The organism is Helicobacter aurati, assembly GCF_003364265.1.
Classification (GTDB): Bacteria; Campylobacterota; Campylobacteria; order Campylobacterales; family Helicobacteraceae; genus Helicobacter_A; species Helicobacter_A aurati.
Genome location: NZ_NXLW01000006.1, coordinates 34227 through 58408, shown reverse-complemented (window position 1 = coordinate 58408; position 24182 = coordinate 34227). Strand labels below are relative to the sequence as shown.

The window sequence follows — 24182 nt, the reverse complement described above, 5'->3', positions numbered from 1 at the left end:
TCAGATTCAAAACTTTTAACTGAAACTTAGCTATTTAACAATACGTCTTGAACCTAAGCTATTCATATAGGCGATTAAGGCTACAATTTCAGTAATTTTACCTTTTCCGCCATCAAATATTTTTGATGTAGGTTCATTTTTCATATCTTCAACAACTTCAGCAGCATCTTTAATAAACCGCTCTTTTGCCTCATGAATATCACCCAACTTAACGCTTGTTTTTAAGCCGTCAACATCATAAGGAACATTATAAACTTTCTTTTGTGTCAGTGCTTCTGCATAGGCAGTTTCAAAATCAACCTCTTTTTCATAAAGATGTCTATATCTTGGCATAATAGAACCCTGGACAACTGAAGTAGGTTCATACATATGATTAGCATGCCAATCGCTGCTTCTATTATCTCCCACCCTATGAAGATCTGGTCCTGTTCTTTTAGAGCCCCAAAGGAATGGTCTATCATAAGCATATTCGCCACTTAAACTATACATACCATATCGCATAGTTTCACTTTTAAAATCGCGAATAAGCTGTGAATGGCAGTTATAACAACCTTCTTTCATATATACCTGTCTTCCAGCCGTTTCTAGAACAGTCAAAGGCCGTAACCCCTCTAAGGGCTGGGAAGATTTTCTAAAATCTGGAATGATCTGGACTAAACCGGCAATAGAAAAAACAACTACGAAAGCAATTGTAAAGAAAAATGGATTTTTTTCTAACCAAGCAAACATATAAATTCCCCCTTCTAAGATGCCATAGGAGTGGCATATTGTGGCTCTCGATCAAGCTCCTTAGCCGATACAATTGACATGATAATGTTGTAAATAAAAATAACAAAGCCTATTAGGTATAACAGACCTCCGATTCCACGTAATATGAAGAAAGGTTTTAACCTTATAACTGTATCAATAAACGAATATTTCAATTGTCCAAGTTCGGTTATATCTCTCCACATCATACCTTGAACAATACCTGCCGTCCACATACTAGAAAAGTAAAATACAATGCCTATTGTCATAATCCAAAATTGCACATCAATAAGCTTTTTAGAATAAATTTCTCTTCCAAATATTCTAGGTGTCATGTGATACACGGCTGCAATAATAGTGAAAGCTACCCATCCTAATGCAGCATCATGAACATGCCCTATAATCCAATCAGTAAAGTGAGCTAAAGCATTAACGGACTTAATCGATTGAATCGGACCTTCTAATGTGGCGAGCATATACCAAGTAGATGCCAACACCAAAAATTTAATCAAAGGCGACTCTTTTAAAAGATGCCACTGACCTCTCATTGTAAGCAACATATTAATTGCTGTACCCCATGATGGCAAGATAAGCACAACAGAAAATACAGAACCCAAGCTTTGCACCCAATCTGGAACCGTAGAATAAATGAGGTGATGTCCTCCTGCCCAGATATAAACAAACATCAAACTCCAAAAAGAAAATAAAGTTAATTTATATGAGAACACGGGCTGCCCAGATTCTTTAGGCAAGAAATAATAAATCAGAGCAATAATACCCGACGTAAAAACAAAAGCAACAGCATTATGCCCCCACCACCATTGTATCAATGCATCATTAGTACCTGCATACATAGAAATACTATACCAGATACTGCCAATTCCACCTGAAACTATATAAGTAGGAACAGAAAGATGATTAAATATATATAAAACGGAAATGGCAGTAAAAGTAGCAATAAAATACCACAAAGAAATATAAATCACTTTTTCCTTACGAACAGCCATAGAACCAAATAAACTCGTTCCCCATAATACCCAAGCAATAACTACGAGTATATTAACTATCCACGGTAATTCTGCATACTCTTTAGAACGTGTAATACCATTGAATAAAGTGTATAAAGCCAAAACTAAAACCACCAAATAGACAATAAAATGCAGTATCCCCGCTAGTCTAAGAAACGGATGATCATGGTAAGTAATTTTAAGAACTCTTTGCCCAAAATAATACCAACCAGCCCATATACCACTAAGGGTGAAACCATAAATTATTACATTTGTATGCAGCGGTCTTAGTCTTCCAAAGATAGAGTATTCTCCCGCTATATAATTTAAATCTGGATTTGCCAATTGAAATGCCAACACAACACCAATTAACATGCCCACAAATCCTGTGGCTATGCAAACCAATAAAAATAACTTTGCAAGCAAGTAGTCATACTGCTTAATGCCATCCTGCATGTTCTCTCCTTATTTAGCTAAACCTTAATCTAAAGCATGTATTAATTATAATATTTGATTTATTAGTAATAGCTTAATTAAAGTTGCTAACTCTACAAAAGAATATAAATATCAATAAAATAACATTATCAATAACTAAAAATAAATCCATAGCTTATTTATTGCTTATAAATATAAGATAACCCTCGGATTAGAGAGGCATTTAAGTTATTTATGCTATTTTTTAGTAGAATCCACTTTTCTAAAATCCATCCTAAAATTTGAAGCTCTAAGGTTCTATATCATGTTGCAAAAATCGCACAATAAATTCATAGTAAAAAGCATTCTCTTGACTTTAACTTTTTCTTTCTATATAGACATTGTTCATGCTGAAGAACTTTTAACAATCAAGAATGCGATTTTAGAGGACGAATCTCTTATGGATGAAGAAAAGGACAATTCCAAGAAACAGTCAAATTTTTGGTCTAATGCAAAGAGGCATTTTTTTGATAAAGAAGCATACAAAGAACGATCGAGGCAGGCAGAAAAATCTTATGAATATTATATGAAACTTTTAGAACATGAAGGAATGTATTTTCTCTACTATTACAGCCTTCCCCCACATGGAATCTACGGAAATAACATTCGAGGTGAACTTAAATTTCAATTAAGTGCAAAAGTACCCTTATGGAGAGCTGCATTTTGGAGCAAGGGGACATTATTCTTTGCTTATACACAAACCATGTGGTTTCAACAATTTAATTTTCGTTATTCAAATCCAATACGAGATACGGATTATAAACCTAGCCTGTTTTATTCCTATCCTGCCAATTGGAACTTCTTGGGTGGAACACTCAAGGAATTGCGTTTGGGAATGATACATTATAGCAACGGGATTGGCGGAGAAGAATGCGTTAGAAATGATTTTGACGACCCCACACCGAGTGAATGTCGATCTAGAAGTGCTGGCAACAGAATCTTATTTGAAGCGATTTGGGAATTTCATAACTTTGGTGTACATATTAGTGCATGGCCGTATATAGACAAAAGAAGAGATAACCCTAACTTAGCAGAGTTTATGGGGTATGCAAATCTTAGACTTTATTACAAATACAACCGACACTTCGTTGAATTGCATGCTTCTCCTATCATTTCCGATTACAGCAAATATCATGGCTCAATACGTTTGGGATACGCCTTTAGATTCAACCGATTTATTTCATTATATGGACAATACTTTTATGGGTATGGCGATAGCCTCTATGAATACAATATAATATCACACAGAGTGGGCATAGGACTGCGAAGTACAATATATTGACTCTAATAGAACGCCTCTCGAACAACACGCATACTGCAAATTCTTGTCTCAAGATATTGTATGCTTAATAGAAATTTATCATTATCTGTTAACTTCTTTTGCTGTGGCAAAACTCATTAATGAAAGGCAACAATGATACGTCTGCACAATATTACAAAAATTTACCCCAACGGATTCCATGCTATAAAACTTCTCAATTTGTCGGTATCTAAAGGAGATATTATAGGAATAATAGGTTATTCAGGAGCAGGGAAGTCCACGCTTATTCGACTAATAAATCATTTAGAATCTCCCAGTACTGGAAGTGTTTACATCGAGGGAATAAACATTACAAGCCTTAAAGAACGTGATTTACAAAAAATACGGCAAAAAATTGGTATGATTTTTCAGCACTTCAATCTCCTCTCTTCTCGGAATGTCTTTAACAATGTTGCCTTTGCCTTAGAAATTGCAGGATGGAAAAAGCAAAACATTACAGTGAGAGTAAAAGAACTTTTAGAATTAGTAGGATTAAGCGACAAAGCCAATGTTTATCCCGAACAATTAAGCGGTGGGCAAAAACAACGTGTTGCAATAGCAAGAGCTCTAGCGAATTACCCCCAAATTCTTTTATGCGATGAGGCAACAAGCGCATTAGACACAAAAACCACAAAATCCATTCTCAATTTGTTGGCTGATATTCAGCAAAAACTTAATTTAACTATCGTTCTTATTACACATCAAATTGAAGTTGTGCGACAAATATGCAACAGGGTGTACATTATGAGTAATGGTGAAATCGTTGAGGAAGGAAATGTAAGAGAAATCTTTGCTGCCCCTAAACATACCGTGACCCAAGAATTGCTATCTTATGAAAGAGATATTAAATAAACAAATAAATGCAACCAATTAAAATCTCATTGAGATTCTTTGTTCATAAATTGTCTGCCGCAACGTAATATTAATTTAATATCACAACCAATCTTTACAAACAGCATAAGAAAATTATAAAACTAGCACAAACATTAATTCATACAATAGTAAAAATACTAAGCAACAAACATTATCGCGGCAAAAATGCCGAAGCAGTTAAGAATGCCTAATAAAAATATAAATTACCCAAGCAAGAATGTTTTACTATGTTTCACGTTTGTCGTCTGAACCCATACTTGGTTGCACGTCATCCCCAACTCGTATTTTTTTTAAATTACTAGTGATAAGTATATCTCCATCCTGTAATCCCTCTGTAACCAAAATCTCATTATTTTTTAATGTTTTACCAAGCGTTATCCTTACGAGCTTAGCTTTGCCCTCTTTGAAAATATACACATAACTACCGTCTTTATCCTGCATAATTATATTTTGCGGAATGGCAATAGAATTTTGCGTCTCAAAACCTTCAAGCTTAATGCGGACAAATTGATTGGGCAATAACTTATACTCATCATTATCAATAGTTGCTCGTGCCTTGATTGAGGAAGTTTGAGAATCCAATACGCTATCAATAAAATCTATTTTACCTTTCTTTTCATACAAGAAACCGTCCCCTAAAATCAAACCTACAGAGATATTCTCCTTTTGTAAGCCTCTCATATAATAAAAATCATTGCTTGGAATAGAAAACTCAATATAAATAGGGTTCAATTGTGTAATAGTCGCAAGCACATTATTACCGCCATTCCTACCTACAAGATTCCCTATATCATAACCTCTCATGCCGATTCTACCCGTGATACTAGCTACTACATCTGTATAACCTAAATCAATCAATGCATCATCAAGTGATGATTTTGTATTGGTTACACTTGCTTGCGCTGTTTGATAATTATACAAACTATCGTCATATTGATCAATAGTCAATACACCCTGCTTATAAAGTTTCTCTACCCTTTTCCAATCTTTGGCACTTTTGTTAAGATTTGCAATGGCTGCCTCATATTGCGCCTGTGCCATATTAACCTTCACCTTATAACGTGTAGGATCTATTTTGAAAAGCTTCATGCCTTTTTCGACAATATCACCCTCTTTAAAATTTTGTTCTAACAAGATTCCTTCAACACGCGCATAAATCTCCGCACTTTGTAAACTTTTCAGTTTAGCTGGATATTCAAAATCAAGCATAATATTATGAGAGTGAACCGTCTGTGTGTCAACAGACAAAGCCGGGGCTTTGCCTTGCTTACTGCTTTCTTCCGAACAAGCCAATAGCATAAAACAAAGCACTATAAGGAAAGATCTTAGACACAAAAGAACATTAATTTGAGATAAAAAATTCATATGTCCATCCTCAATGAGATTTTACACAATTATAAACATAGTTGGATTCAATAGTAATAACTCACTTAACTTTAAATCATTCATGTTGTTATTTGTTTCTTAGATTCTAAAATCTTTGGCTCTGTCTTCGCGTCATTATTAAGAAGCCGAACGTCATCTTTTTGAGTATTTCGTGACTGCCCCAAAAATATGCCTTTTCTTTCAATGACTAATTCATCTGATGCAATCACACCTTCTACCTTACCATTTGGCATAATTTCCACACCTTTCGCCTCAATATTGCCCACTACTTTTCCACTAATAATAACTTTTTGAGCAAAAATATCACCCACAATCATACCTGTTTTTCCAACCATTACGGTATTTTTAGAACGAATAGTACCTTCAAACTCACCGTCTGTATGAAAATGGCAGTCAGTAATTACCTCGCCTTTAAACTTTGTGTTTGCTGCGATAATTGTAGCGGCACCTGATTCCTTCCCATTAGATTGTTTATTATCTCCAGCAAAGAATGCCATGATATTCTCCTTTCTTTCTCAAAAATTACATTAAAATTTTGCATATCCCAAGAAACAAAATTAATAGGTTCAATAGGTTGCCCTAAAAATCTAATTTCATAGTGTAAATGGGGACCAGTGCTAGCCCCAGTAGAACCCGTAAGCGCGATAAGTTGTCCCTTTTTTACAAATTGTCCCCTTTGCACCTTTATGTCATTTAAATGCGCATAGTACGTCCGAAAACCAAAGGAATGTGATATTTTCACTAGCTTACCATAACCACCATTGCCACTACTACTAGCCCAGTCCACTACACCATCTGCTGTAGCATACACTGGAGTATTGATAGGTGCTATTATATCAGTCCCTGTATGTATATGGTAAATATGGAGTATCGGATGATATCTTTTTCCATAAGGCGCAGAAACATGCAATGGAATCTGCAATGGCGGACCATTTGGAATAAATTTCATAATGAAAGACTTCTGCAAAGCAGTAACAGAAGTTATATCAATCCTGTTGAGCAAAGTAAAGTTTTCATTATCAAGCAGTTTTTCGTCCTTAATAACTCTGTGTGGATTTTTAAAACTATCTTGGACGGCTATATCCTTTGTTTCTCCTATGATACTACTTTCTAGAATCTCAAACTTATCGCCTATAAGAGCAATCTCTTCATTTTTTACTTGAATTGCCTTATTGAGCTCTTCATTGTGTTTTTGCATATCAACAAATCTCGCACTTATAAGCCCATTGCGGATTTTAATATTATCGATTTCTTGCTTGATAACAGCAATACTAAGATAGGCAAATGCTCCAGCACTTACAATAAAAGTCAATAAATAGCCCATTAGTTGCTTAAAAATCATATCCACGTTAATAAAACGCGAACCATTTGAATCTGTTAACATAATTACAAGTCGCTTATCAAATTTCATATAGTACTCTATTAGTTTATTTTTGTTGTTGTATGTGATTGATTGCTATGTCCGCTATAGCTCTTTGTTACTAGCGATTTATTGGCATTGCTTTGTAAATAGAAAGGGGCAGTCGCCATTGCGGGTTGATTCAATGTAATATCTAGTGACAGATTTATCGGCTTACTTGAACAATTATTATTTTTAAAAAAAGCATAATTGCTAGAATCTTGTAAATAATCCAGAGCGGAAGTACAATTATCGATATAAGCAAAATGTGAATACATATCATTAAGCTTTACAATATCATTTAATGCCCACATAAGACTTTTCAAATCAATATTAAAATTGTGGTTAGACTCAAAAATTGCATCAAAGTTTCGCTGATCCCAATTAGTAAAAGATAAAGTATCTAGCTCTTCACTTAAAAATCGCACCTCATAATACAAGCTTACATGACTTTTGGTGGGACTAGCTGTCGTATAGCCTAAAACACTTCCCTTGCTAACAAAATCCCCCTTTTTTACATTTACATTGTAGAGATTCGTATAAGCAGTACTAAAGCCTAAAGCATGCACAATACGTACAAGATTGCCATACCCATACTTTTGATTGCCATCACGCACAGATTCTACAATACCATCGGCTGTTGCAAGCACAGGCTCACTTGTTGTGGTGTAATAATCATATCCGGTATTTGAAGAATGACTAAGGGGATAATAACCCATTGTTACAAGATTAAAATCATAAGATTTACGTTTTGCTTTTTGTTTCATTTCAAAAAACGCTAATGGATTCCCATTAGGAATGACCTGCAATATCGTAGCTTTTTGTGCATCTGTTAATAACCCCAAATCAAAGTCTTGGGGGCTAATCCTTTCATTGGTATAATCTCGCATCTTGATCATATCTTCCAAATCTTCAATTTTCTCCTTTATTACCATTAATTCTTGGGACTTACTCTCTATGTCGTCTTGCAAAAGAAGATTTTGCTCGTAAAGGTTTTGAAATTCATTGAAAGCATTCTGCTTGGCGACTTTGACTTCCTCTAATTTCTTCGTAATTAAAGCCATAACAAAGCATCCAGCAACAACAATGCAAAACAATGCAATAACTCCATAAACAATGGCTTTCTGCAAAACCTTTGTAATAGCAAATTGCTTTGAACCATTCTCATCAACAATTGTTATTACTAATTCATTCTTTTGCCGCATTAATTCTTCCTCCAAAGCTATTCAAACTCGAGATTGATACCAAAGTAAAAAGTTTTCTACTAATGAAAAACTTCCAAAAACCAAATATTTTTTTGTTGATTCTAAAAAACCGATTTTCGATTCTATCAAATGTTTGGGTGATTGCATTGCTTGTTCAGAAAGGGTAAACAATTCGCACTTAATATTTAATCCATTAATAATTTCCATCATTAGTTGTTGCTCTAATATCCTAGGATTATCCACTTCAAAAATGACAATTTTCTCTATATAGAATCGAAATATTTGAAGAATCTCTAAAACCTCCTTGCCTTTATAGCTATTGTAAACAAGAATAAATCTTTCCGTATTACTAAATTTCTGCATTTCATATAAAACAGCCTTAGCAGCCATCTCATTGTGCCCTACATCAAGCATAATATGATTATTAAGAATCTCACATCTCCCGCGCAATTTCAATGGCAAACATGTAAGATGCGCATTGGCTCTATATTTACTGATATGTTCTATTACAAGATTGGCTAAGGCTAAATTCTCTTGTAAAAAAATAGGGAAATGATATTGTTGGGCTGCACACTGTATTTCTTGTCTCATTATATCATTCTCACTTAAATAGTGAACCGCGCCTATTTGTGTGTCTACAACATTTGCACCATCACCATTTAAGATGCTAGATAGGTTAGCAAACATTTGTAACACACAATCCTCTTGAAAATGCACAAAAATTTCCCCTTGCGCTGCACGAATCTTCGTTATCGCAATATCTTGCAAATCTTTGCCTAATAAATCTTTATGATCAATACCTATGCGCGTAAACACAGTAATATCATAATCCAACACCGAAGTGCTGTCATATTCTCCTCCCACTCCTGCTTCCATAATAAGAAAATCGCACTTGCCCGCCAACACAAATGCTAAGAATGTCGCGTATTCAAAATAACTTGCTTCATTAATAAAATCAAATTGTTGTAAAAATAAGTGCGCCTTTTCTAGTTCTTGCAAATCCACAATAGAATCATCAACATAGAATCTCTCTGTAAAATCAAATAAATGTGGTGAAGTAAAATGCAAAGTATGGTAGCCAGATTCAAATAAGCTTTGCGCTATGAATCTTCCCGTGCTGCCTTTACCGTTTGTCCCGATGATGTGAATATTAAAGGATGATAATTGCAAATGATGTTGTAATTTCGCGAAAATTCTTCTCACCCTTTGTGGTTCAAAACGGGTATATTCCTGTTCTTTTGATTCCATATACTCATAAATACCAAGAGTCTGGTTAGGTTGCCTAATCACATTACATTCGCTTAACATCTAATGTCCTTTAAAAACGTACATAATAATTATACCTATTAGAAATAACAGAGATTCATTAAGAACTATTCAAGCTTTTATGTTACAATCCTAAGAAATCGGTAGTAGACCAATTAAAGAGGTTTGAATTGCATTATATTACTTACAATGTCTCAACAAAAGCTACATCTTTTGTGCAAGGTTGGTTTCGAGTATGTTTTGCTCTTTGTGTTATCTTTCTTATGGCTTTATCTGCCAAAGACGATTCATCAGTCGAGGTTATCCGTATCGGTCCAGATTCTACAATTAGCACGACTACAACGTCAAAATCCCCAAAAAGTTGGGAGAATCTTGATGTATTAAATGTCGACGAAATTCGTGGGGTACAAAATTCTCAACCAATACAGAATCCACAAATACAGCAATCTAAGTCCACACAAACAGCCTATCAAGCCGATGAACGATTCAAAAAAATGCTCTCAAATTGCGTAGATAATCGCAATAAGCAGGCTTGCCAACAAGCTCTTGCTTTTGCAGATAAAAACTCTACCCAATGCAATCTCAATAGCACAGAAGTATGTCGACTGTATGCACAAATTTTCCTTATCCATAATCAACGTCAAAAAGCATTAAATGCTAGACAAATTGCGTGCAACGGTAGTAATGCTACCGCATGCTTTGAGGCGTGGCAATTATACAAAATAGGCAAGGGAATTAAAAAGAATCCAAAGCAGGGTTTTGCATTGCTCACACGCTCATGTGATTTTAAAAATGCCCAAGCTTGCTATGAATTGGCAGAATATTATCGCACGGGAGTAGGAGCTGAATTAAATCTGAGAAAAGCAAAAGAACTCTACAGCAAATCATGCGATCTGGGTAACTCTGAAGCCTGCGATGCGTATAATGAATTTCTATAAATATCAAAGGGGGATTCTATGTTATTTAAACGTAAAAGACGTACACGATTACATCCAGTAATGCGAAATATGCTGCAAGAAAATCAATTGCATATACAGCATTTCATTTATCCTCTTTTTATCATAGAGGGACATAAAATTAAAAATGAAATACAATCCATGCCCGGCGTATTCCAGATGAGTATAGATAATATTCTAAAAGAATGTGAAGAACTACAAAAGCTTGGTGTCTTTCATATTCTACTATTTGGAATCCCAAACAACGAAAAGAAAGATACGCAAGGAAGTGAAGCTTGTAACCCAGAATCTATTATTCCACAAAGTATTAGGACTATTAAGCAACATTTTCCAGAAATGCTTATTACTGCTGATGTCTGTTTTTGTGAGTATACTGATCATGGACATTGTGGAATAGTAGATTCTACACTACAAACAGTGGATAATGATAAAACCTTAAAAATCCTTGCTAAACAAAGCCTCATACTTGCCCAAAGTGGAGTAGACATGTTAGCACCAAGCACTATGATGGATGGGCAAGTCTTTACGATGCGAGAAGCTTTAGATTCCCACGATTTTACACATTTACCAATAATGAGTTATTCCACAAAGTTTGCAAGCGCATATTATGGTCCATTTCGCGAAGTTGCACAAAGTACACCTAGCTTTGGTGATAGAAAGAGCTATCAACAAGATACAGCCAACCGTAGAGAAGCAATCCTTGAGAGTTTAAATGATGAAGGAGAAGGAGCGGATATCCTCATGGTAAAACCTGCATTAGCCTATCTTGATATTATTCGTGATATTAGAGAAAATAGCTTATTGCCTATTGCAGCCTATAATGTTAGCGGTGAATATGCTCTTTTGCAAGCAGGTAAAAAATTACGTGTTATCGATTACGATAAAGTTATGCTCGAAACGCTTCTTGGAATTAGACGTGCTGGTGCGGATATTATTATTACTTATCATGCGAAAGAAGCAGCAAGACTTCTTAAGTAACTTCCTTATACAATTTTAAAATGTTCTCACGCTTTTCCACTCAAGAGGCAAGCTTAACGTTACTTCTGATTCGGTGTTAGGAAAATCAAATTTAGCTCTTTGCAAAGTCTTCTCGACTTCATTGAAAATCGACTCTTGAGTGAGCCCTTGCGTTTTATGCAAGACCCTTACGTCTCTTAATATTGCACTTTGACTATATATTTCTATACTTGCAACTACGCTAGCACCATATCCATTGTCAACCCATTCTTTCGGATAGCGAATAGCGTTATTAACGAGATAACGATATAAGGCAAAATTATGTGCAGTCTGGTTAATCTCAAGATTTTTTTGTACATTATAGGGAAACTTCCCCCATTTCCTTTCTTCAAGCTTCTCCAATGTATTGCTTGCCAACATTGCTAAAATAATATCCATATTATCGCTCCTTCCTAATTATTGCTTCAAACTTAAAAGTGTATTAAGAATCTGGTCAGATGTCGTAATTGCCTTAGAGTTCGCCTGAAAGCCTCTTTGCACAACAATAAGCTGCGTTAAGGCTCGGCTTAAATCAACATTACTCATTTCAAGCTTTGACCCACTAACGCCTCCTCTGCGTCCCGTATTTGCCGCACCCACAATTGGTTCACCGCTATTGCCCGTTTCAGAAAAAATATTGTTTCCTTCAGCTTGCAAACCAGCACTGTTCGCAAAATTAGCAAGGGCTACTTGTGCTAAAGCTAAAGTTTTCCCGTTACTAAATGCGCCTAATAATGAGCCATTTGCATCAAAACGAACATCCATCAAATCACCTGCGTTATAACCATTTTGTGCAATGTTATATGTCTCCGAACGTTTATCAACGCTTGTTAACCCATCAAAAGTCTGGTTTTTACCAAAATTTAATTCGATTCTTTGTGGAGTTTCAGAACCGTTTCGCGGATCAAATTGCAACATGGGGGGATTCATGCCTGCTAAACTTCCATCATTATTAAATGATACTCTGCCGCCTTCCAAAATGTTTGGATTATCGGGGCTGCCACCAATAAATTGTGCTGGTTCTGGCACAATGGCACGAAACGTCCATTCTTTGCCTCCACTCTTTACAAACTCAAAGCGAATTGTATGCTTGCTACCCAAGCTATCAAACAAATCTACGCTTGTCGCATGTCTGGCATGGGTAAGTTTGCCGCTTGCAACACTTGCGCCACCCTCAATTAAAGAAGCCGTATTCAATGCTCGCATAGTGTCTCTTAAAAGTATATTTGTTGAAACTTGTCCAGAACTATAAGCACTCGCTGTAATTTGAAGATTATCAGTTACACCGTCATCATTATCTTTATTGGCAATTTCAAACATGCCATATTTATTAAGAGTTACGCTAACGCTTGCCGTACTGTCTTTGTATGCAACACCGGGACTTTTAATCATGTTCGCATCATATTGCATAAGCGCGCGCAAGTCTTCAGTGGTTTTAAACTGCCCTGTTGTAGAATCCGGATCGTTTGATTTTGTATAGCGATAACGAAAGGCGGTAATGTCTTTGTCGCCTTCAACAAAGTTTGCAAATGCGCCTGTTCCTCCTTTTGTAATAACGATATTTTTAGTGTTTACATCACCATCCATTTCATTACGATTCTCAAGACGCAATTGTCCATTGTCCACATACGCTTCTATGCCTGTTTTATCACGTACCGCATTTATGGCAGATACCGCAGCTGCAAGCGTGCTTGTTCCAGAAAGCGCGGAATCATTGGTAAAACTCACCTTCTGCCCATTAATAAATACTACACTTGGCTCTTTGGTTGCTATCACATTGTTGGTTAATTTGGAAGTTCGATAGCTCATCCAAAACCCCTGATTCTCACTCAAAGCAAAAGAATCTCCATCGGCATTATACAAAGCCCCAAAATCCTCAGCCATCTGGGTAAGGTTACCTTTGGAATCATATTTGGGACTAACTCCATCTGCTGCCGTATAGGTTGTAGAATCTAATGCGGAGACATTCACAACATCATCAACATGCCTCCCTGCACTCAAATTTGCACGTAGGGTAACTTTACTAGTTGGTCTCGCGGGCATAACCATACCTGGATCGATTTGAATGCTCTCAAGCGGTCCTGTATTATCCACTTTAAAGAATTCATTATCAGTCATTGTTGAACCTGCACCTTGGTCTATTGGCGGTCTATTCCAACCCTGCACAACAAAACCTCCATTTGTTACAAGATTTCCTTTTGCATCAAAAAGAAATTCGCCGTCGCGTGTGTAGTTTTTTGTCTCACCTCTATCTCGACTAATAATAAAGAAACCATCTCCTTCTATTGCTAAGTCTGTTTTTACATCAGTATTTTGTGTATTGCCTTGAGAAAAAACTTTTGTAGTAGCGTTAATGCCGACACCCATTCCAACAGAAAAATCATTTTGTCCCCCAAGTCCATTTTTATAGGGAGAAGTTGCTATTTGTTTAACTTGAGAAAGCATATCTACAAAAGAAGCGCGAGAATACTTAAAGCCTACAGTATTTACATTGGCAATATTATTGCTTTCTACATCTAACGCGACTTGATGAGCTTGCAATCCACTAACACCCGACCATAATGACCTTAGCATACAAATCCTTTAGAAAAAATTTTGTACTTAAAAGCAATTTTGATTCCAAAAATACAAATTCTAAAAGACTATTTGACTATGACTCCTCTTGTTGCGCCATTAGAAGCCTACAACCTAAATGGGGGTTATACTTAAGTTATTCGAGACAAACGAATAGCAAAACCTAATTGACAATCACAAGTAATTCCCAAATGGGGCTAACAACAGCAAAAGCAATCCACGCAACCAAAGCACCGACACACATTACTGCAATCGGCTCTACTAAAATAGAAATATATTGCAACGTGTTGTTATATCTTCTTTTGTAAAATTCCGCATTTAATGCCAAGGCTTTGTCTAATGTTCCGCTCTGTTCTGCATTTATCAGCAACCCGATATTTGCGATTTCTATTTGCAATTCGCGCAATGATTCACTAAAGGGTATTCCTCTTCTGATAGAATCCAACACAAAAAAGAGCTCATGCTTTAAAATAATATTACCAACAAGCCCTGTGCAAATTTGCAAACTTTCCTCAAAAGGTACTTGGCTCTTAAGAAAATAATGCATTCCCAAAAAATAACGATATAGCTCATAATCTCTTAAAATTGCATTGACGATAGGTAATCCGAACAACAACTTATCACGAACAATTTTCCGACTAAAAAATGCCCATAATGCCCCTACAATAAGCAATAAACACAGCACAATCTGGGAGTAATAAAAAGAAAAAGTTTCACCAATATAAATAATTATGCGAGAACTTAGCCCAAGAGTGGCATCTAGATCTCTATAAATCGCGGCAAACTCTGGAATAACAAATAATGAGACTACGATAAATACTATTAACGTTGTAAGCAACAAAAAACAAGGATAGACCATAGCTTTAATGATAATACGATAAAATTCGTTTTGTTGTCGCAATTCTTTGGCACATAATTGACAGATTTCTTGCATTTTTCCACTTTTTTCTGCAATTTGAAAAAGGGCGACAACCAAATCCCCACAAAGTCTCTTGTGTTCTTTTACTGCACTTGTAAGACTAAGCCCTCTTTCTAAAGAAGATTGCATACTCTCTAACAGTGCAATATTTTCTTTGTACTTCAAGTTGCCTTTAATAGATTCTAAAAGCTGCAATAAACCTATTCCTGAACCATAACCAAACCCCAACTGCCAAAAAACATTTTCTAATTCATCGATTTTATTAATAAGATTCATTCGAGATTCATTGACACGGCAATAACAAAGCTATAAAAACTGCAAAATATTTCTGACATTCTTACAAGAGTGCTGGAATGCATGGCATAACAATATTTCCCAACAAATACAATTACTCAAACTATTGTTCATCCTTTTCCATTTCGCCGTCACTATTAATAAAAACTTCAAACATTTCAGAATCTTGTGCAAATATTCTTTTCTCCGAAGCAGGAAATCTGCGTGTAAGAATAATATGATTGTTGTCTTTCCAGCTTGATTCTGTTGTAATACGAGCATCATTCAATAATCGTTCAACTTCCTCCCCCTTACGGGTATTTTCTACGCGTATTTTTTGAAGCTTATTGGCGCGATCTTTTTGTTCTTTGATTTGTCGAAGTAGCAATACATAGAATCCTAAAGTCTTACGCGTTTCAGAATCGAGCTCAAATCCTTCTTTTTTGCTACGTTCAACAAGCGGTCTTAGATTCTCAATAATTGGTTTAATCTTATGTAACTTATCTGCCAATGATTTACAATAGGCAACACGTGCGGCAATATTATTTCTCAATAACATATCACGTTGAATGACAGTAGACAATATTTCTTTCTGTTTGCTGTCTGCAAATATATCAAAGCTTATTTGGTTTTCACTCCCATGTATTGCCTTAATATGCAATTTTTCGCTAAAGCTTATCGATGTATTAGAATGTAATTTCGAAACAACGACACTGTTACCTATAATTTTCCCTCCTTGTGTTTCGAGCACATTAATATTCGCCCCATAGATCTTGCCACCTTCTAACTTATCGATGTCAATTTCATTGCTGTATAATATGCCCTTATGAATGGTAATGCTCGCCTCCTCTGCGTGAAGAAGAGCACTTTGGTGTGTTTGCCCATTAACGGTAAGTCTTTTGGCGCGAATGAGCGTACGTTCTCCTACATTTCCTTTAATATTCGCAACTTCTGCCTCAATAATTGCCCCTATTTGCACGGCATCTTTAGAATTATCCGGACAATCAATATCAATCTCCACTGCCTTATTAAAGCCGCCAAGAATACAACCCGTTTTAATGCTTACTTGTTGAAAAGTTACAATATCAATAAGTCTTAAGCCGCTCTCTGCAAGTTCGACAATTCCATGTCCTTCAGCTTCATATTTTGTTGCACCGCCTTCCTCGGTTTTTTTAATTCCACTGCCTGCTTCTGGAGGCACTTTATAACGAAAATTAGCACCTTGTGATTCTTGGTCTTTAGCAGTTTGACTATTATCTATGTGAGGGGTATTCATGGAAAGTTGCTTCATATCGATAAACTCGCCCTGTAAGTTTCTACCTGAAGTTGTAATTGCTTCTTTAAGAAAAAAGCCAATAGGTTCGCCATCACTGACAGCATACAAAGCACCTCTAACCGCGCTTTTATTGTTTTCTTTACACCATCTTTTTTTGAGAAGATTTGTAAAACCCTTATGTGTACTAGACGGTTTAGAGCGAAGAAAAGTGAATCTTCTCTCTTCCATGATAGTACAAGGGGGAGAAAAATTCTCATTAATAATTTTCTCCAAACGAGACTTAATCATTTCTTGACTGGTAATAATAATATCTTTTTGTATAAGAAATGCAATGATAAAATCTACCAATTGTGGAATATAATTTTCGCCATCATCAACTAAGAATCCTGAATGTAACACCAATGTTGCATCTAAATGTCTAGTGCTAAATATAAAATTCAATTTAGAAAAATCATACTCTCTCGGAGTAACCTCAACATCAAAAGTTTGATAAATTTCTTCTTTAGTTTGATCGTAGCTTTCTTTAAAAAAAGACTTAGGCAATTTTGTATCATCTTTCTTAAGCATTGTATAAATCGACGTGACATGAAAGTTACACTCATTAAAACTCAAATCAGATTCAACGCAAAATTGAGCAATATCTTTTGCCCAATTCTTAATTGCCTTAAGTTTCTTTGTTGCAAAAAATTCCATTGCATAGCCTCAAGTGATTGAAGTTTAAGTTAAAATATGAAGTTATTTTCAAAGTTTCCCTAAAAGCTTTACAAAATTTTAACTTAAGTTATATTTTACTATAATTTTTGATTTAAAAAGCGTGATTCTAATGTATAAAAAAAACTTGCAAAATAAACACAATAAGTGCTTGTCCACAAAGTCAAATACTTTGCATAAAAAAAACAAGCTTGCAGTTTTTTTCCTTACCAATGCAAGTGGTATTTTTATCTCACGTATCTTTGGTTTTCTACGTGATGCTATGCAGGCTTCTATACTTGGCACAAGCATTTATAGTGATATTTTCTTCATTGCTTTTAAATTTCCCAATATGTTCCGAAGAATAGTAAGCGAAGGTGCTTTTGTCCAGAGTTTCCTTCCTTTTTTTCTTAGTGCTCGCAATAAAGGAGCTTTTAGCGTTAGCATAGCAAGCATTTTTCTCTTTCTGCTTTTCATTCTAACAATGCTAGTAATATGTTGCGCTCCATTCATTACAAGGCTTTTGGCATTAGGATATGATTCCGCTAGAATTTCACTTGCGATTCCTCTTGTGAAAATACACTTTTGGTATCTCTTCTTAATCTTTATCGTTACCTATTTTAGTACATTACTACAATATAAGCAGATTTTCTGGGTAAATGCCTATAATACAGTGCTGCTCAATCTTGCCATGATTTTTGCTATGCTCTTTATACAAATTGCACAAAAAGACTTGTTGGAATCCGTGTATATTTTAAGTTATAGCGTCCTTATTGGCGGCATCTGTCAAATCATCATTCACTTTTATCCACTTTACACTTCTAAAATCTGGCAACTGCAATACATAGGCTTGATGCGGTTAAAACAATGGAAAAAACAAAGTCGTCTCGTATTGAGAATACATAAAACGTCTTTTGGAATCTTCTTTACAAACAACCCTACCAAAAGAGATTCTGACAATAAAGTCAGTTTCCCAAACCAATGTATTACCGCCAAAGCAAAAAGAAATATTTTGCAGCTATTATGCGATATAAAACTCTTCTTTAAAGCATTTTTACCCGCCATGCTTGGTGCTTCTAGCGCGCAAATTATTGCGATTATCGATTCTAGTCTTGTAACTCTACTGCCCGATTCCGATGGTGGAGTAAGCATTTTGAATTTTGCCAATCGAGTCTTCCAATTGCCATTAGCATTGTTTGCAATAGCAATCTCTAGTGCCCTCTTCCCTATGGTTGCACAAGCCATACAAAAAGGAAATTCTAAAGAAGCGTTACAAAATCTTAGAACAACTTTTTGGTTTTTATTTATAACACTTACAATGTGTCTATTAGGCGGTTTTATGCTGCGCAACGAGATTATTTGGCTTCTTTTTGAAAGGGGTAATTTCACAAGAGCCGATACTATTCTAGTTGGTTATGCCTTTGTGGGATATATGCTAGGATTACTGCCTTTCGGTCTTGCAAAGATATTTTCTCTTTGGTTGTATGCCAACAAACAACAGGCACTAGCTGCAAAATTTTCAGTAATTTCACTGCTTATAGGAACCGTTTTAGCAGGCGGATTCATACTTATTATGCGCTACGCGGAGATAACAAGTGGAATATTTTGGGAGTTACGTTATTTTTTTATTGCATTGGCAGGAAGTATAGGAGGATTTGTTTTGCTTTTTCTCACTCTCAAGGAATTCGGTATCTCTAATTTTTTGGCTATAATTAGGCACAAAAAATATAGCCTATTATTTTTTATCCTGCTGTGTGCTACCTTTATAATACTGAAGATTTTCACCCATTTTGTATCTATTGAATGCTAAGGAATAACAATGAAAATTTATGATTCTCGACTTAAAGAAAAAGTTGATCTTGTTCCACTACAATCCAATGAAATCAGAATCTATGTCTGTGGACCTACTGTGTATGACAATGCGCATTTGGGACATGCTAGAAGTGCCATCAATTTTGATATATTGGCAAGATTTTTAGAAACACTAGGCTATAAAGTCATTATGGCAAAAAACTTCACTGATATTGATGACAAGCTCATTAGCAAATCACTGCAAACAAATATTCCCATAGAAAAGTTAGCTCAAACTTATATTCAAAGCTATCTTGCAGATATGCAGTCACTCAATGTTCGCCGTGCCAACTTTGAACCAAAAGCCACAGAATTTCTAGAATCTATTTCAGAATTTATACAAATTCTACTTGACAAGCAAGTTGCCTATACGTTGCCTAATGGTGATATTTGCTTAGAAGTTGCAAAAGATCCGCAATACGGCAGCCTAAGCAAACATGTCGACAATACGCACTCTATCCACAGAATAGCCATTGAAGAAGGCAAAAAAGATTCAAGGGATTTTGTGCTTTGGAAAGCATATAAGGGGGAAACCGATATAGGTTACGATAGTAAACTTGGCAAAGGCAGACCAGGATGGCATATTGAATGTTCGGCTATGGTAGATTCGGTTTTAGCGTATAAGGACAAGGAATATTGTATTGATATTCATGCGGGAGGAGCTGATTTATTTTTTCCTCATCATGAAAATGAAGCAAGCCAAACACGCTCTTACGCCAATAAAGAAATTGCAAAGTACTGGATGCACAACGGCTTTGTTACAATCAATGGCGAAAAGATGAGCAAAAGTCTAGGAAACAGTTTCTTTATTGGAGATGCATTACAGGCATACCATGGCGAGATAATACGCAATTATCTCCTAAGCACGCATTACAGGCTGCCATTAAATTTTAATGAAGTTGATTTGTTGGTTTCCAAAAAGCGTCTTGATAGAATCTATCGATTAAAGAAGCGTCTTCTTTTTGCTCCCACTATCGCGCACGAACAACAACCACAAGATGGCTTGGAACAATTGCTCAATCGCTGCGATACAACATTCAAAGAAAATTTTATAGTCGCTTTAAGCGATGATTTAAATATCTCGCTGGCATTAAGCGTTATTGAAGAGTTCTTAAAAGAAGCCAACGACTATTTAGATTCTCATCCTAAAGACAAGGCATACAAAGCAAAGGCTTGTGCAAATTTGGAGCTTATTGATAGTGTATTAGGCTTAGGCAGTTTAGATTTTCTATCGTATTTCCAACTGGGAGTTGGCTCACAACAAAGAGAGCATATTGAAAATCTTATCGCAAAACGCACTCAGGCAAAAAAAGAAAAAAACTTTGCCCTTGCAGATTCTATTCGTAAACAACTAGAAAAAGAAGAAATATTGCTAATGGATAAAGCTGGTGGAATTACAGAGTGGGAAAAACTTTAAAGAATAAAAACATTGCCGATATATGATAGTGGAATGTAAATTTCTTAACAAGAGAAAGCAAATAATTTCATCTTAACATAAAGGAGAAATTCACCATGGCAGGGAAAATAACTTCTTTAGGACTTGGAAGTTCCGTACTGAATGCTGATGTTATTGATAAGCTCAAAAAAGCAGACGAGGATAACCTAGTAAAACCTGTTGAAAAAAAAATGGAGCTTAATGTAGAAAAGCAAAAGCAACTTGTAGAAATATTTAGCGCACTATCTGGATTAAAATCACATACAAAAAAGCTTTCAGATTATTCTACATTTTTGAATAGAAATGTCAACGTTTCAGGCAATGCCCTCAAAGCCACTGCTACTGCAGGTATTCCTATCCAAGATATAAACATTGAAGTAAAAAAACTTGCCAAAGGTGATATTAACGAAATAGGTACAAAATTTTCTTCAAGAGATGATACATTTAGTAAAGATGACACAACATTAAACTTATATTCCAATGGAAGAAATTACAACATCGACATCAAAGCTGGCATGACATTGGGAGAAGTAAGTCAGGCTATCACAGATGCCACAGACGGTAAAATCATGGGCGTTATTATGAAAACAGGTGGTCAAAAGCCTTATCAGCTTATGATTAATGGCAAAGAAACGGGCGAAGATAATAGAATCTACTTTGGCACTATATTACGTTCAGAACGTATAAGCGATCACCCATTTAAGCTTGAAGGCGAAAAGGACTTTTATGTTGAAGTAACAGGCAGCGATGGACAACTACACAAAATATCTGTTGAGCTTGACATGAACGAATCTATTGCAGATAAATCCGAATTTCTTCGCACAAAACTACAAGAAGCATTGCAGTCTAATGAATCCACAAAAAGCCTACTAGAAGATGGCGAGATAAACATAGGGCTAGCGGACGGTGGTCGGTCTCTGATTATCAATGATAGAAGAGGATATAAAATCAATGTAGGCGGAGAAAAAACAGGAGTCTTAGGCTTCACGCAAACACAATCACAAACTAAAGATTTATACGCAGGAAATGTTGAAGTAAAAGAAGGGCTGTTAACAGGCAAGATTCAAGTTAATGGCACAGAGATTGACTTATCGCAAATAACAAAAAAAGAAAATGATTCTCAACAAAATGCTGCGGCTATTGTAGAGGCTTTAAATAAAATCGAAGGGGTACTCGCGTCAACCGCAGATAATAAAATCACGCTTAACTCCCATAGCACAACAATCAATCTCGGGGGTTCAAATGAGGCATTAAAAAGTGCTGGCTTACAAGCAGGAAAATATACTGATTTTTCTGTGTTGCAAAAGAATATCCTTAAGGCAAAAAACGTACAAACCGCAACAGATTCTGAAATTAGCTATAACGGTGCAATAATCAAAAGACCCAGCAATACAATAGATGATATTGTAGGCGGCTTAACTATCACTCTACAAAAAGTATCCGAGGAAGGAAAACCCGACACCATTAGCATTACATCTAATACAGAAGATATTGTAAAAGAAGTACAGGAATTTGTAAAAGCATACAACGAAACGGTGCCGAAACTTGATGCAGTTACAAAGTTTGATCCTGACACAAAAAGAGGTGGTGTTTTTAACACAGAATCACTTATAAGAAGCATACGTCCAGACATTAATCAAGCTATTACACAACGTATCACTAACGGACTGGACGTAAAAAGCCTCATGGATTATGGAATCTCACTCAACGATAAAAGCGTCATGTCTTTAGACGCAGGTAAACTTTCAAGCACCATTAATGCCGACCCAGAAAAAGCCAAACAAGTGTTCTACGGTGGGGAAACAAAAGATAATTCGGGAAAATTCAATCGATATGATGGAATTTTTACAAAAGTAAACGCAGTTTTAGCCGATTTAGTAGAAGGTGGAAACGCTAAGTTAAAAACCTTTGAACAAACACTTGATAGAGAGCTAAAAAACTATAACTCTGAAAAAGATAAAGCAAAAAAAATGCTTGATGCTAGATACGATACTATGGCTCAACGATTTGCTTCTTTTGATGAGCAAATAGCCAAAGCGAATAACTCTTTCAATGCCGTTCAAATGATGATTGACCAAGCCGCCGGTAACGACAAAAAGAAATAAGGAGCAAGTTATGAGAGCCTTTAATGCCCATAATATGTATCAGCAAGCTTCTGTTAGTGTGGAAAGCCCCGCAAAATTAATAGAGATGCTGTATGAAGGTATTTTGAGATTTTTAGGACAAGCACGAAGATATATGGAAGACGAAGATATAGATATAGAAAAAAAAATCTACTACATTAATCGAACTACCGATATTTTTACTGAGCTATTGAATGTTCTTGACTATGATAGGGGCGGGGAAGTCGCAGTATATCTTACCGGGCTTTATACGCATCAAATAAAGCTCTTGACTCAAGCAAACATGGAAAACAATGTAGAAAAAATTGACATTGTTATGAATGTCGCAAGAGGACTATTAGAAGCATGGAGAGAAATCCATCAAGAAGAATTGGGAAGATAGCATTTTTTGCCAAATATTTGAATACACCAATGTAGCTATGCAATTGGCTAGCTATTTCACTTTTAATAAAGAAAGTAAGTATCTCCTCTATATATAACCTTTTATAGTAAAAGAATTTTATAAAATAAATCAACATTTAACATTATGGAAACGGTAAACAAACTCAATGTTCATCGCAACTAATACACGATAATTATTTGAATTTATATAAAGTGACAATACACAAACTTACTAATTTTAACGTTCTTATTATACGTTTCATTGTGATTTTTTTGTTTTGAAGTTAACTACTAAAACGCTAATATTAGTATTTAGTTATTTGATTACATAATTATTACGTATAATATAAAACACATTACAATCAGAGCATATTGTTTATGTTATGATTCTCGTAAGCTTTCAAATATTCTATCATTATATTAATATTGATAAGGATAAGATATGAAATATGTAATTACAAGTGTGATTTTAAGCTTAGTATTAAGTTTAAGTTTTATGCAGGCAAAAGCAACAAGCCAAAATCTTGAATCAATGATTGCTACCAATAAAGCAGCAACAATCTCGCAAGCTGATGCTAATTTCTTGTTTAGCGAGATTGAAACAAGCAAAGTAGCCCTGTTAGATTCCAAAGAGATGAAAGAAACCAAAGGTGAAGTACATCCTCTGTGGCTAGCATTTAGTTTTTTTATTAACTATGGCTATTTTGCCAACGCACCAGCCCCAGGGGATACTATTTATGAAGGAACAATCCTGCAAAACCTTGGCAGCAGTCTAAAAGATGACATGATAGAAGCCTATTATAACTTATAACTGGCGGCAATAAAATATGTATATTATATTAGTATGGCTATTAACAACTATATTGCTAATTATAGATGTAGTATTATCTCTCTTTGATATACATCCTTTCATAACAACGACATTAATCGCCATTTTATATTGGTTCGCAATGTGCAATTTTGCAATATTAAGAAAGATGTATTCTCAAACGCCAGTGAAACTTATGTGCATTAGCTTTGCTTCTATACTCTTGCCAATCGGGCTTTTTCT

At 35.5% G+C, this 24182-nt stretch carries 19 protein-coding genes and 1 pseudogene; 9 read left to right on the top strand and 11 right to left on the bottom strand.

Going from position 1 to position 24182, the window contains the following annotated elements:
- Positions 1-30: 30 nt before the first annotated feature.
- Positions 31-729: a cytochrome-c oxidase, cbb3-type subunit II gene (gene ccoO, locus CQA66_RS04320; RefSeq protein WP_104763527.1), complete on the bottom strand. Its 699-nt coding sequence runs from the start codon at positions 727-729 to the stop codon at positions 31-33.
- Between the two features lie 14 nt (positions 730-743).
- Positions 744-2210 carry a cytochrome-c oxidase, cbb3-type subunit I gene (gene ccoN / locus CQA66_RS04315; RefSeq protein ID WP_104763526.1) on the bottom strand — a complete coding sequence of 489 codons (1467 nt, stop codon included), beginning with the start codon at positions 2208-2210 and terminating at the stop codon, positions 744-746.
- Positions 2211-2493: 283 nt separating this feature from the next.
- On the opposite strand from ccoN, the gene CQA66_RS04310 reads away from it, so the two are divergent.
- Positions 2494-3510, top strand: coding sequence for a phospholipase A (locus CQA66_RS04310; protein ID WP_104763525.1), 1017 nt, complete (start codon positions 2494-2496; stop codon positions 3508-3510).
- 132 nt (positions 3511-3642) lie between these two features.
- Positions 3643-4371 (top strand): annotated as a pseudogene (locus CQA66_RS04305) (methionine ABC transporter ATP-binding protein); the annotation flags it as partial.
- Between the two features lie 255 nt (positions 4372-4626).
- Here the strand turns inward: CQA66_RS04305 and CQA66_RS04300 are convergent.
- The 5 genes from CQA66_RS04300 to CQA66_RS04280 form a co-directional block, all read right to left on the bottom strand.
- Positions 4627-5766, bottom strand: a complete 1140-nt coding sequence (locus CQA66_RS04300) for an efflux RND transporter periplasmic adaptor subunit (RefSeq protein ID WP_233707782.1) — start codon at positions 5764-5766, stop codon at positions 4627-4629.
- Between the two features lie 80 nt (positions 5767-5846).
- The gene (locus CQA66_RS04295; RefSeq protein WP_104763523.1) at positions 5847-6284 is read right to left on the bottom strand and encodes a bactofilin family protein; all 438 of its coding nucleotides are present in this window, start codon (positions 6282-6284) and stop codon (positions 5847-5849) included.
- Entirely contained in the window at positions 6188-7198 is a 1011-nt protein-coding gene (locus tag CQA66_RS04290) for a M23 family metallopeptidase (RefSeq protein WP_104763522.1), read from the bottom strand. Before CQA66_RS04290 ends, CQA66_RS04295 begins: the two co-directional genes overlap by 97 nt.
- An 11-nt stretch (positions 7199-7209) precedes the next feature.
- Positions 7210-8391 carry a M23 family metallopeptidase gene (locus CQA66_RS04285; protein WP_104763521.1) on the bottom strand — a complete coding sequence of 394 codons (1182 nt, stop codon included), beginning with the start codon at positions 8389-8391 and terminating at the stop codon, positions 7210-7212.
- A gap of 21 nt (positions 8392-8412) precedes the next feature.
- Positions 8413-9699, bottom strand: coding sequence for a Mur ligase family protein (locus CQA66_RS04280; RefSeq protein ID WP_233707781.1), 1287 nt, complete (start codon positions 9697-9699; stop codon positions 8413-8415).
- Between the two features lie 128 nt (positions 9700-9827).
- Here CQA66_RS04280 and CQA66_RS04275 point away from each other — a divergent pair, with 128 nt between their 5' ends.
- Positions 9828-10595 (top strand): tetratricopeptide repeat protein, encoded by a 768-nt coding sequence (locus CQA66_RS04275; RefSeq protein ID WP_233707780.1) that lies wholly within the window; start codon positions 9828-9830, stop codon positions 10593-10595.
- A gap of 18 nt (positions 10596-10613) precedes the next feature.
- Positions 10614-11591 carry a porphobilinogen synthase gene (hemB, locus tag CQA66_RS04270; RefSeq protein ID WP_104763520.1) on the top strand — a complete coding sequence of 326 codons (978 nt, stop codon included), beginning with the start codon at positions 10614-10616 and terminating at the stop codon, positions 11589-11591.
- A gap of 15 nt (positions 11592-11606) precedes the next feature.
- On the opposite strand, the gene CQA66_RS04265 is transcribed toward hemB, so the two are convergent.
- The 4 genes from CQA66_RS04265 to CQA66_RS04250 all read right to left on the bottom strand — a co-directional run bounded on the left by CQA66_RS04265 (position 11607) and on the right by CQA66_RS04250 (position 17344).
- On the bottom strand, positions 11607-12008 hold the full coding sequence (locus CQA66_RS04265; protein WP_104763519.1) for a hypothetical protein: 402 nt from the start codon (positions 12006-12008) through the stop codon (positions 11607-11609).
- Between the two features lie 18 nt (positions 12009-12026).
- Positions 12027-14183, bottom strand: a complete 2157-nt coding sequence (gene flgE, locus CQA66_RS04260; RefSeq protein WP_104763518.1) for a flagellar hook protein FlgE — start codon at positions 14181-14183, stop codon at positions 12027-12029.
- A 163-nt stretch (positions 14184-14346) separates the two neighbouring features.
- Complete coding sequence (locus tag CQA66_RS04255; RefSeq protein WP_104763517.1) at positions 14347-15378, bottom strand: type II secretion system F family protein; 1032 nt, start codon at positions 15376-15378, stop codon at positions 14347-14349.
- A 121-nt stretch (positions 15379-15499) separates the two neighbouring features.
- Positions 15500-17344 carry a hypothetical protein gene (locus CQA66_RS04250; RefSeq protein WP_104763516.1) on the bottom strand — a complete coding sequence of 615 codons (1845 nt, stop codon included), beginning with the start codon at positions 17342-17344 and terminating at the stop codon, positions 15500-15502.
- Positions 17345-17474: 130 nt separating this feature from the next.
- On the opposite strand from CQA66_RS04250, the gene murJ reads away from it, so the two are divergent.
- From murJ to CQA66_RS04225, 5 genes are all read left to right on the top strand, one after another.
- Positions 17475-19151: a murein biosynthesis integral membrane protein MurJ gene (gene murJ / locus CQA66_RS04245; RefSeq protein ID WP_104763515.1), complete on the top strand. Its 1677-nt coding sequence runs from the start codon at positions 17475-17477 to the stop codon at positions 19149-19151.
- 9 nt (positions 19152-19160) lie between these two features.
- A complete protein-coding gene (gene cysS, locus CQA66_RS04240; protein WP_104763514.1) occupies positions 19161-20609 on the top strand; it encodes a cysteine--tRNA ligase in 1449 nt (482 codons plus the stop codon).
- A gap of 95 nt (positions 20610-20704) precedes the next feature.
- On the top strand, positions 20705-22732 hold the full coding sequence (gene fliD / locus CQA66_RS04235; RefSeq protein ID WP_104763513.1) for a flagellar filament capping protein FliD: 2028 nt from the start codon (positions 20705-20707) through the stop codon (positions 22730-22732).
- A gap of 10 nt (positions 22733-22742) precedes the next feature.
- Entirely contained in the window at positions 22743-23132 is a 390-nt protein-coding gene (fliS, locus tag CQA66_RS04230; protein WP_104763512.1) for a flagellar export chaperone FliS, read from the top strand.
- Positions 23133-23573: 441 nt separating this feature from the next.
- Positions 23574-23942: a hypothetical protein gene (locus CQA66_RS04225; RefSeq protein ID WP_104763511.1), complete on the top strand. Its 369-nt coding sequence runs from the start codon at positions 23574-23576 to the stop codon at positions 23940-23942.
- The last annotated feature ends 240 nt before the right edge of the window (positions 23943-24182 follow it).